The 10,524-nt window shown below is 72.2% G+C and carries 8 protein-coding genes; all 8 read right to left on the reverse strand.

Annotated features, from left to right (window positions below):
* Positions 1-7: 7 nt before the first annotated feature.
* Entirely contained in the window at positions 8-499 is a 492-nt protein-coding gene (locus tag ACZ4EF_RS25765) for a hypothetical protein (RefSeq protein WP_467506498.1), read from the reverse strand.
* The gene (locus tag ACZ4EF_RS25770) at positions 483-974 is read right to left on the reverse strand and encodes an RNA polymerase sigma factor (RefSeq protein WP_391042400.1); all 492 of its coding nucleotides are present in this window, start codon (positions 972-974) and stop codon (positions 483-485) included. The genes ACZ4EF_RS25765 and ACZ4EF_RS25770 overlap by 17 nt, the downstream gene beginning before the upstream one ends.
* Before the next feature lie 245 nt (positions 975-1,219).
* Complete coding sequence (locus ACZ4EF_RS25775; RefSeq protein WP_467506506.1) at positions 1,220-1,831, reverse strand: class F sortase; 612 nt, start codon at positions 1,829-1,831, stop codon at positions 1,220-1,222.
* A 131-nt stretch (positions 1,832-1,962) separates the two neighbouring features.
* Positions 1,963-2,334 carry a sortase-dependent protein gene (locus ACZ4EF_RS25780; protein ID WP_355336451.1) on the reverse strand — a complete coding sequence of 124 codons (372 nt, stop codon included), beginning with the start codon at positions 2,332-2,334 and terminating at the stop codon, positions 1,963-1,965.
* 123 nt (positions 2,335-2,457) lie between these two features.
* A complete protein-coding gene (locus ACZ4EF_RS25785; RefSeq protein ID WP_355336450.1) occupies positions 2,458-3,102 on the reverse strand; it encodes a dihydrofolate reductase family protein in 645 nt (214 codons plus the stop codon).
* Positions 3,103-3,295: 193 nt separating this feature from the next.
* Positions 3,296-5,095 carry a choice-of-anchor P family protein gene (locus ACZ4EF_RS25790; protein WP_355336449.1) on the reverse strand — a complete coding sequence of 600 codons (1,800 nt, stop codon included), beginning with the start codon at positions 5,093-5,095 and terminating at the stop codon, positions 3,296-3,298.
* 463 nt (positions 5,096-5,558) lie between these two features.
* Positions 5,559-5,906: a hypothetical protein gene (locus tag ACZ4EF_RS25795; RefSeq protein ID WP_355336448.1), complete on the reverse strand. Its 348-nt coding sequence runs from the start codon at positions 5,904-5,906 to the stop codon at positions 5,559-5,561.
* Between the two features lie 13 nt (positions 5,907-5,919).
* Entirely contained in the window at positions 5,920-10,509 is a 4,590-nt protein-coding gene (locus tag ACZ4EF_RS25800; protein ID WP_467506499.1) for a DUF6531 domain-containing protein, read from the reverse strand.
* Between the last annotated feature and the right edge of the window lie 15 nt (positions 10,510-10,524).

Genomic DNA, 10,524 nt, shown 5'->3' on the forward strand with positions numbered 1-10,524 from the left:
GCGCGGCCTACCGGTTCGAGGTGGCGGGACCGTCCGAGGAACGGTCCGTCGGGCGGGCCGTGGTGGGGGTCGGAGTGGGCGAGGCGGAGGCGGATTTGAAGGGCGGTCCGGTCCGCGTGGCGGCGCTCGGTGACGGGGCCTGGGCCGTGGGCCGGGTCTTCGCCGTGGCGGGGGCGTCGGTCGGCGCGGGGCGCGGCGTCGGGGTGGTGGCGGCGGGCCTGGCCGCGGGGCCGCTCGCGGGCGGCGTGCCGAGCGGGATCGCGGGCGCGGCGGGCGACTGCGGTCCCGCCATGCGCAGCGGCAGCGCGACGAGGACGGCGACGGCGCCGGACAGGCCGACCCCGACGGCGATACGGAGCAGGCGGCGGCGGGCCGCGCCCCGGCGGATCTTCTCGTACCGGCCGGGCGGCAGCCCGAGATGGTCGGGGGCGGGCCGCAGGATGACCGTCAGCGGGTCCTCGGGGTCAAAGTCCTGACCGTCGTCAGACTGTGTGATCAAGGCTTCTCCTCAAGTGGGCGCGCAGCAGTTCCCTGGCGGTGTGGAGGTCGGACATGACCGTCCCCTCCTTGCGGCCGGTGAGCAGGGCTATCTCCCGGATCGGGAGGTCGGCGTAGTAGTGCAGCAGGATCGGCACGCGCAGGCGTTCCGGCAGCGACTGCACCAGCATGCGCAGCGACGGGTCGGTCTGCTCGGCCGGCGGCCGTACCGCGGCTTCCACGGTGGCCCGGCGTACGGCCCTGCGCTCGCGCTCCAGCTTGCGCCAATGATCCCGTACGAGATTGGTCGCGGTGACGTACAGGAAGCCGCGCGGCTCGGCCACCGCCGTCCAGCGCGCCCAGAGCCGGGTGAACGCCTCCGAGGCGATCTCGTGGGCCGTCTCGTCGTCGTCGACCAGGCGGCGGCACCAGCCGGCGAGGCGCGGATAGAAGGCGGCGAACAGCTCGGACGCTGCCTTCTCGCGGGACCGTTTCAACGCTCTCCATGTCGGGGGCAGGGTGGTGCTGTCGCGGACTTCGTGCGGGTCGTGCGGGTCGTCGCCGACTCTCGCGGTCTTTTTGGTTTCTTACGGTTCCTTATGTTTTCTTACGGTTCCTCGCGGTCCTGTGCGGTCGCTCGGAGAGGGTCCCGGGCCGCCGACGTACGGGGATCGGCGGCGGCCCGGGACTCGGGGAAGGCGTCAGGAGACCGCCTTGGCTGTGGTTTGTCGTGACGCGCCCGCTACGGGATCAGCGAGGCGAAGACGATGACGTTGTCGCGGTAGCCGGTGCCTTCGCGCGGGCCGCCGCACGTGATGAGCCGCAGCTCGGGACGGTTCACGTCGCCGTAGACCGCGTCCGTCGGGAAGTCCGACTTGGCGACCGTACGGACGTCGGTGACGGCGAACCGCGCCGCCTCGCCGTTCTTCAGGCGTGCCACGATCCGGTCGCCCGCGCGCAGCCGCGCGAGGTGACGGAAGACCCCGTCCCCGTAGGCGCCGACCGTGACGTGGGCGAGGATCACCGAGGGGCCGGTCTGACCCGGTGTCGGTGAGCCCCGGTACCAGCCCGCGCGGTCGTGCGCCGTGATCGGCGGGACCTCCACGGTGCCGTCCGGGGCCAACCCCAGTTCCATGACCGGGGTGTTGACCCCGATGGCCGGGACCTCCAGCCGCACCGGGACCGAACGCGCCAGCGCGCGTACCGACTTCGCGGCGGGCCGCGAAGAGGGCGGTGCGCCGGTGGGATGTTCGGTCACGGCGGTACGGCGCGAGGTGTCACCCGAGGCGTCGCCCGCTGCGTGGCCCGCGGCGTGATGGCCGCCGCAGCCGGTGAGCAGGAGGGCGGCCGTCACCGCGGTGACGAAGGCGCGCCGGGGGCCGGTGAGTCGGAAGCCCGCGGTCCGGTCGCCCGCGGTCCGGTCGCCCGCGCCGCGGTCGCTCACGTCTCGGAATCCCTCACCGTGGTCGCCCGCGCGGCCGGAGGTCACGCCCCGGTCGCCCGCCGGCGGCGTACGAGGAGGACCGCCCCGCCGCCGAGCGCGAGCACCGCGGCCGCGCCTCCGCCGATCAGGCCGCCGTCGTTTCCGCCGTGCGAGGCCACCGGCGCCTCACCGGTGTTCGGCGCTCCCTTCGGCACCGCGGGGACCTGGCCCGACGTCGCCTTGGTCGGCGCGGGGGACGCGGAGGGCCGCGCGGACGAGGTGGCGTCCGAAGGCCCGGTCGACGGCGCGGCCGACTGCGTCTTCACGCTGGTCGGAGTGGGGGTCGGGGACGCCCCGTCGGCGAACGCGGGCACACCGCTCGCCAGCACGGCAGTGCACGCGAGTGCCACGGCGCTCAGAACAGTTCGGCGCATGAATCGCTCTCTTTCGTCGGCCCGCCCGCGCGGTCACGCGCGGGCTGAGGTGCGGATCGACTGAAAAGACGAGACGCGGGCGGAACGGATTGTAAAGAGCTGGCAAAGCCGCCGAACGGTGCTTCAGGCGCCCTGCCCGGCGTCGCGGTCGACCGCGCTCATGTCGCCGGTGCCGGGGACGCCGTCGGCGCGCGCGTACCGCAGGTGCACGGTGCCCTTCGGGCTGGCCACGGGCGGTGCGAGCAGGGTGACGTTCGTGGGGACCGCGCCGCCGTCGAACACCTTCTTCCCGACGCCCAGCATGATCGGGTGCACCCAGAGGTCCAGCCGGTCGAACAGCTTCTCGCGCAGCAGCGTCTGCACCAGGTTCAGGCTCCCGACCACCTTGATGTGCTCGTGCCGCTCCCGCACCTCGCGCACCGCCGCCACCAGGTCCGGCCCCAGGTGCGTCGACCCCGCCCACGACAGATCGGGCGTACCCCGCGAGGCCACGTACTTCGGCACGCTGTTGAAGAGCGTGGCGAACCCCCCGTTGTCCCCGTCCTTCTGATGCGGCCAGTACCCGGCGAAGATGTCGTACGTCCGCCGCCCGAGCAGCAGCGCGTCCGTCCCCTCGTACGCCGCGTCCACCTGCGCCCCGGCCACCTCGTCCAGCATCGGCACCTGCCACCCCCCGTACGAGAACCCCTCCGGATCCTCCTCCGGCCCCCCGGGCGCCTGCCCCACCAGGTCCAGCGTCGTGAACAGCTCGATGTGAATGAGACCCATGACGTACTCCCGATCGGTGTCTTTTCCCCGTCCAAGAGGTAGACCCCCACCACCCCCCGAACTCATCGCCCGGCTTCGGGCCGCTGTCGGCTGACCGGGTCCGGTCCGGGGGCCTTCTCTCGGCGTGGAGCCGCCCTGCCCGGGGGGTGTCCGCGCGGCCCCGGGCAGGGCGGGTGGGTCGGGTCGGGTTGGGTCAGGTGGCGGGGCAGGGGTCGGTGGAGGTGAGGAGGGCGGCGGTGCTCTGGGCGATCGTGACGTGGACGCCGGTGAGGAGGGTCAGGGAGAGGGCGGTGACGGTGATGCCCTTGCCTCCGGCGACGGTCGTCTGCTGATTGATGACGAGGGAGCCGACGAGCGGCAGGGCGATGGTGGTGTTGGGCGCGGCGTTGGCGGCGACGGTGACACCGGCGACGCGGAGGTTGGTCAGGACGGTCGAGCCGGTCGAGGAGACCGGTCCCGGCCCGGTGTCGGTGAGGGACTGCCGTGCCCGGGCCGAGGTGCCGACGAGGTCGGCGGTGATCAGGCCGCCGAGGAGATTGACGCCGGTGGTCTGGGCGTGGGCCGCGGCCGTACGGGTCCCGTCGCTGTCGACGGTCCCCGAGGCGTCGGTGGTCAGGACACCGAGGTTGCCGACGGTGCCGAGCCCGGCGCTCACCACGGAGTGGCTGTCGCTGCCGGGCAGCGGCGTGCAGGAGTGGGCGGACGGTGCCAGCGGCCCGATGTCGAGCAGCGGCGAGGTGAGCCGTACGCCGTGCGCGCGGGCGTCGAAGACGGGCGCGGTGAAGGTCACCGAGGCGCAGCCCGGCAGGTCGACGCCGACCGGGTCGGTGATCGACGAGCCGCAGATCTGGTACGTGCCACCGTCGTTGGAGGTGAGCTTGACGGTCGCGGTGCAGGACTGCTGACCGGCGGCGAGGTCACCGCTCACGGTCACCGTGCCGTCCGCCGCGTTCGCGGTGGCCGTTCCCGTACCGCAGTCGGTGGTCGCGCTGCTGCCGTCCAGCCGCAGCCCGTCCGGGAGTTGGGCGCCGAAGGACCAGCCGTTCTTGGCGGCCAGCTCACTGGTGTTGGTGACGGTGAAGGTCAGGGTGGTGGGCGCGCCCACGGGCAGGTGCGCCGGTGCGAAGCCCTGGTCGAGCTGCGGAGTGGCGTCCAGCAGACGGACGTTGTCGATCGCGCCGTCGTTGCCGTTGCCGCTGGCCTGCTCGTTGACCAGCCGGATACCGGCCGAGTCGCCGCTGAACAGCACCGAGCCGTTGCTGGCGTACGTACCCACCGAGGTGCCGCCGATCACCGAACCGGGGTTCTGGCACGGGTCGATGGGGGAGGTGAACGCGGCGCGCGCGGTGCCGCCGTCGAGCAGGTAGAAGGCGAGCAGGGGGTGGCTGGCGAAGCAGTTCTGGGCCGCCGCGTCCACCGAGAAGGTCAGGAACCGGTGGTTCGCGCTCAGCGGGATCGGCCGTACGGTCTCCAACTCGGTGCGCCCGGCGCCCGGATCGCCCGAGGTGTAGGCGGTGAGCGAGTGGTTGGTGGACGCGTTGCCGCCCGCCCACGTGCCCAGCGCGACGGCCATCTGCTTGTTCGCGTTCCAGAAGCCGCCGCAGTTGACGCCCGGCGGGGGACTCGCGGGGCCCTGCTGCGAGACGAGCAGACCGTTGCAGGAGGTCAGCCACGCCGGATCGGCGGTGTACGTCTCCGCCAGCGGCGCCGCGCCCGTGTAGTCCGGCAGCGTCGTCACCGCCGGGCCCTGACCGTTCTCGAAGTCCTCCGTGAACACGCTCGTCGGCGCGCTCGGCGTACCGGGCTGACCGGGCGTGTTCGCCTGCGCCGGGCCGCCCGCGACCAGCGATCCCGTGGCCAGCACGGTCACCCCTAACAGCGCCGTGGCCACCCGCCTGCGCCACCGCCGGTCCGCCCGGCCACTGGCCCCGCCGCTCCCTTCGCCGCGCCGTCTTCCGTCGATACCGGTATCTGCCAGGCCGAAGCCTCTCATCGACAATCTCCTTCGTACGGGCACGCCGGTGCGCCGTCCGATCGCTCGTCAACAGGCCCGCCGTGCCGACGCGTTGCGCGTCTGCGGTCACCCTCCCCGCCCCCCGCCCCTGCGCACATCGGCGCGCGCCGCCCCGCTTGATGCACACGAGGTCCCGTACGCCGCACAAGCCGGTGCGTACTGCCGCAAGCCCCCGGTCTGTGCCCGGCCGACCGATTCGGGAGGTTTGCCGAGCCGTTTCCCGGCGGTCACGCGGTCCGCCGGACGGGACAGGCGGGCGCAGCACCTCCGCCAATCCGCCCGACCGGCACCGCGCGTCCCGGATACCACCCGGCCGACCGCGCGACACGCTTGGTCAGGGCGGACCAACGCGGCGGGACCGGGCCGCCGCCCGGCACCGGCCGACGCCGGTCGCCCCCGTGGATCGGCCTCTCCAACGCCCGGCCCCGTGTTCCGCGAGCGGTCAGTCGCCGAAGTGCTGGGGCAGGTCTCCGGCATCCCAGAGCGCGTCGAGCTTGGCGAAGAGCGATTCCAAGTCCTTCAGGAGGATGTCGCGCGCCGCTTCGGGGAGTTGGAGGAGCGGGTCATCGAAGCTCGGCCCGGCGTCGGGGCCCGTCCATCCCTTGTGGCGCCGACAGGACGCGCACCACATGTAGGTGATGCGTACGGTGCGGTGGGGTCCCACCCGCCGGTAGACGTACGTCCGCACCGCGACGGCTCCGCATGCCGGGCAGGCGCGCTCACCGGGTTCATCGACGAATCTCGGGCCGGCCAGTAGCTGCTGGACCTGCTCCGCATCGAATTCCCGCACCGCTCGCCCCTCGTCAGCCTGTCCTGGACTTGAACAGCGACAGCATACGTTGGCCGTATTCCTCCGCCGCGTCCTCGGTGCCGCCCCAGATATGACTGGGCGCGACGGTCTCGCCCCACAGCGGCTTCGAATTGAGCGACAGCCGGAACTGCTGATGGTGGTAGATCTCGTGGAAGACGGTGGCGACGCCCTCGTCCATGCTGCGCAGACCCAGGTCGGAGATCTGGATCAACGGGAGCCCCCGGGGCCCGAGTTGGGGCGTGCCGGACACCAGGTGCGGGCTGTTGCCGAAACCGAGTCCGGTCGGCGTGTGGATCTCGGGAACGTGCACGATGTCGTAGTGGCTCACGGACATGTCCGCCTTGCCCAGCGCCATGCGCAACTGCCGGATGCTGATGGGCGCACCGAGCTGGCCGCCGGGAAGGCCCTGCGACGGGCCCCGGAACACGTTGATCAACGAGGAACAGGGTGAGAGGCCGAGCGGATCGGCCAGCACCGTGGGGTTGATGACATCGGCGTAGTCGTCGGCCCCCGGAGCCAGACCGAGCGGATCGGGGCTCAGGTAGCGTCCGGTCTCGGGGTCGAAGTAGCGGTGGTAGTTGTAGTCGAGGCCGGTCTCGGGGTCGTGGTAGCGGCCCGGACTGCGCAGCGGGCAGTCGACCGGGTCCCCGGCGGCCGTCTCCGACGCGGCAGCCGCGGTTTCGCCTTCCGCCGTCCGCGTGGTCTCCGGCAGCCACGGATGACCGCGTCGCCGCCAGGCGACGACGCCTTCAGGACCGACGAGTTCGGTGGGAGCACCGGCCAGGTCCGTGATGACGGCGAGGAACCGGCGGTCGATCTCTTCCTGCGACAGGTCCGCCACCGCCTCGGCCGTACGCCTGCTCTGCACCTGCGCGACCGCGCGCGGGCCCTCTCCCAGCAGGCACTCCCAGGTGGTGACCGCTTCCTGGGACCCGGTGACCACGGTGTCCGCCGCCGCGGCCGGGACGCGCACCTGCTCCGCGAGGACCTCTCCGTCCCAGGCGAACCGGACTTCCCCGGCCGCACTGCCGTCCGCCGTCACCAGCTTCTTGGACGTACGGCGTCCCAGCGCGTCGTAGGCGTACGCGGCGACACTGCCGTCCGGGTTGGTGACCGACCGGAGCCGGTCCTCCGCGTCCCACCCGAAGGTCCAGCGCAGCCGACCGCCGGACAGCAGCATCCGGGTCTTGACGGCGACGCGGCCCCGCTCGTCGTACGTGTAGCGGACGCGGCCGGAACGCAGCACCCGCGATCCCGACACCTCAGGAAGCGGCGGACGCCGGTCGTCCGGCCCGGCACCGCGGGGATCACCGGTGTCGACGTCAGTGATCCGCCCGGCGGCATCGAGCGTGAACCGGTGCGTGCCGCCGACGAGTTCGGCTATCTCCGTCGGATATCCGTCGGGCCGGTAGCGGTACCTGCGCTCCTGGACCGGGCGCCCGCTCGCCTCGTCCACGAGGGACTGGACCGTCAGGCGGCCGACCGGGTCCCAGCTCTGCCGCAGCCGGGCCGCCTGCCCCAACCGCCGCTCGGTCTCCCGGCCGTCGCGGTCGTAGGTGAACCGAAGCGACTGGTCGCCCATCCGCAGGCCCACCGGTCGGTTGCCCTCGTCGTAGGTCCACGCACTCTCGACGCCCGAGGGAGTCCGGCGGCCGATTCGGCGTCCCATCGCGTCGTAGCGGCTGGTCATGACCAGCCCGTCGCAGCTCTCGGCGACGAGCCGACCGCCCTCGTCGTAGGTGAACTCCACGACGGCGGAGGCGTTTTCGGCGCGCAGCATGCGACCGGTGGCCGAGTAGGCGAAGACCGCGTCGCCGTCGGGCGTGACCATCCTGGTCACTCGTCCGCCCGAGTCCCGCTCGTAGCCGGTCGTCCCCCCGTGGGCGTCGACACTGCCGATGAGCTGCCGCGCGGCGTCGTAACGGTGCGTGCGCGTACGCCCGTTGAAGTCGGTCTCACTGACCAGGTTGCCCACGGCGTCGTAGGTGTACGACCAGGTCAGACCGTCGTCGTCGCGCACCTCGGTCAGTCGCAGCTCGGTGTCGTAGGTGTAGCGCAGACGTGATCCGTCGGGTGCGGTCCGCTCGGCCGGGAGGCCGAAGTGCGTCATCGTGAAGCGGTGCACACCGCCCGCCGGATCGCGGTAGGCGACAAGGTCGCCCTCGGCGTCGTACTCCCACTCCTCCGCCGAACCGTCCGGCCGCCTCCGCCACAGCGGCCGGCCCTCGGACGACCAGCCGGTCCTGACGGACTGTCCCGTGTGGTCGGTGACCTCCGCGACACGGCCGAAGGCGTCACGGACGTACGCGGATTCCCCGCCGTCGGGGTCCACGACCGCCACGGGCAGCCCGGCCGCGTCGGTCCGTATGCGCCGGGTCGCACCGAGAGCGTCGGTGACCGACGTCAGCGCGCCGCGGTCGTCGTACGTGTACGCGGTCGTCGCACCGGCCGCGTCCGTGGTGTCCAGCAGATTCCCGTGCGCGTCGAACCGCTGGCCGACCCGCGCCCCGTCCGGATCGACGGCCCGTACGGGAAATCCGAGGCCGTCGTACTCGATCCGTGCGACGGCACCGTCCGGATAGGTGATGCCGGTGCAGTGGCCCAGGCCGTCGTACGTGTAGCGCGTCGTGCGTCCCAGCGGATCCGTACGGCTCAGCAGCCGGTCGTAGCGGTCCCACGCCGACGTCGTGCTGTGCCCGAAGTGATCGGTCTGCCGGATCAGTTGGCGAGCGACGTTGAACTCGTAGGTCGTCGTGGCGCCGACCGAATCGGTGGCCACCGTCGTCCCCGGCGCGCTGTCGTAGACATAGCTGTAGGCGAGGACGCCGTCGGTTCCCCCGGTGCGGACGCAGCGGCCCCGGTCGTCGTAGGCGTACGTGTACCAGGTGTCGTTGCGGTCCTGCCAGCGGGTGACGCGGCCCCGGTCGTCGTAGCCGAAGGTCAGGGGCACGCCGGAGGAGTCGGTGACGGCGGTGAGGTGGCCGTCGGTGTAGCCGAACGCGCACAGGGCGGGCCGGTCATCGGCGGAAGCCAGGTGGAGGGCGGTGATCCGGCCGTCCGCGGTGCTGACGGCGACGCGGTAGCCGCCGCTGTGGGTGACGTCGACGGGGGCGCCGAGGTCGTCGTACGTGATCACGATCCTGTTGGCGTTGCGGTCGGTGATCTCCGCCAGGGCCAGCCACCCGCGCGGCTGCGCCCGGAAGCGCAGGGTGCGACCGGTGTCGGGCTGGGCGACGGTCATGGTGCTGCCGGGGGTGCCGTCCCAGGTCAGGGGCCAGCGCGGGCCCTCGACGGGGAGCAGTGGGTGGCCTGGCTCAGGTACCGGGTAGTGCAGGACCATGCCGTCGGCGGTGGTGAACCGGATGCCCTGGTCGTCCAGGACCAGCCGCTGGTCCAGCGTGGAGGCCCAGGTCGGCCCGAACCACCGGCCGCCGCGGAACCCGGTGCGATGGGCGCGCTCCAGCAACAGCGGGAGGATGCCGGGCAGATGCACGTCGGTGGCGGACATGACCATCTCACCGGTGGCCATGTCGATGGGGTCGCCCGAGGTGAACAGGCCCTTGATGGTGCGGCCGGCGTCGCGTATCGCTCCCGCGCCCTTGCGGATGCTGTTGGCGATGTTCTCCAGGGCCTTGCCGGATTTGAGGAGGGCGGGGAGTTCGCGGGCCATCTTCAACAGGCCGCCGGCGGTGGTGAGGCCCTTGAACATCGGGATGCAGTCCAGGGCGGCGAACAGGACATCCCAGAGGCTGGCCTGGCCTTTGAGGTATTTCATGACGGTGTCGGCCAGGACCAGGACGGCGGCGGCCAGGACCAGCCACGCCAGGGGGCCGCCGATGATCAGGACGACGATGCCCAGGACCGCGACGATGACCTTGCAGACCGCGATGATGTCGTCCCAGTGGTCCGCGACCCAGTCGACCGCCTTCTCCCACCAGTGCTTGTTCCTGATCCCCGCATCCGACGCCTCATGCAGCGCGTGCTGGGCGGTGGAGGCGGCGTCGTCCCTGAGCTGGGCCGCGTCGGCCGCGAGCTGCTTGGCCGCGTCCAGCTTCGCCTGCGCGCTGTGGACGGCGGTGGAGGCGGTGGTGTGGGCGCTGTTAGCGTCCGTGGCATTACGGGCCGCCGCACGCACCTCCTCCGCCGACGGCGGCGGCACGTCCGGCTTCGGGTCCTCCTGATACTGCCTGGACTTGTCCTGCGCCCGCTTCACCCACGCATCGGCGTTCGTCAACTGGCTTTGCGCGGTGTCCAGTTCCTGGCGGGCGGTGCGCCCCTGCGCCAGCGCCCGGTCCGCGTCACCCTGCGCCGTCTCCAGCTTCGGCCAGTAATCGTCCAGGGCCCCGGACGCGAGGCGGTAGGAGCGCTCCAGCTTGTCCAGCTCACCGGGAAGGTCCCCGAACTGCTGCCGGTAGGCGTCCCCCGACAGCCCCGCCCACTCCTGGACGACGGTGTCACCGCTCAGGCCCCGCACCGACCGCAGCGCCGAGGCGACATCATCGGCGAAATCCCCCAGCTTCCGCGCGAGTTCCTTCACCTCGAACGGATCACCCGGCACCGGATCCCGGTCCAGATCCAGCACATCCCAATCCGTCGG

It is taken from the genome of Streptomyces sp. NPDC025721 (assembly GCF_055558595.1).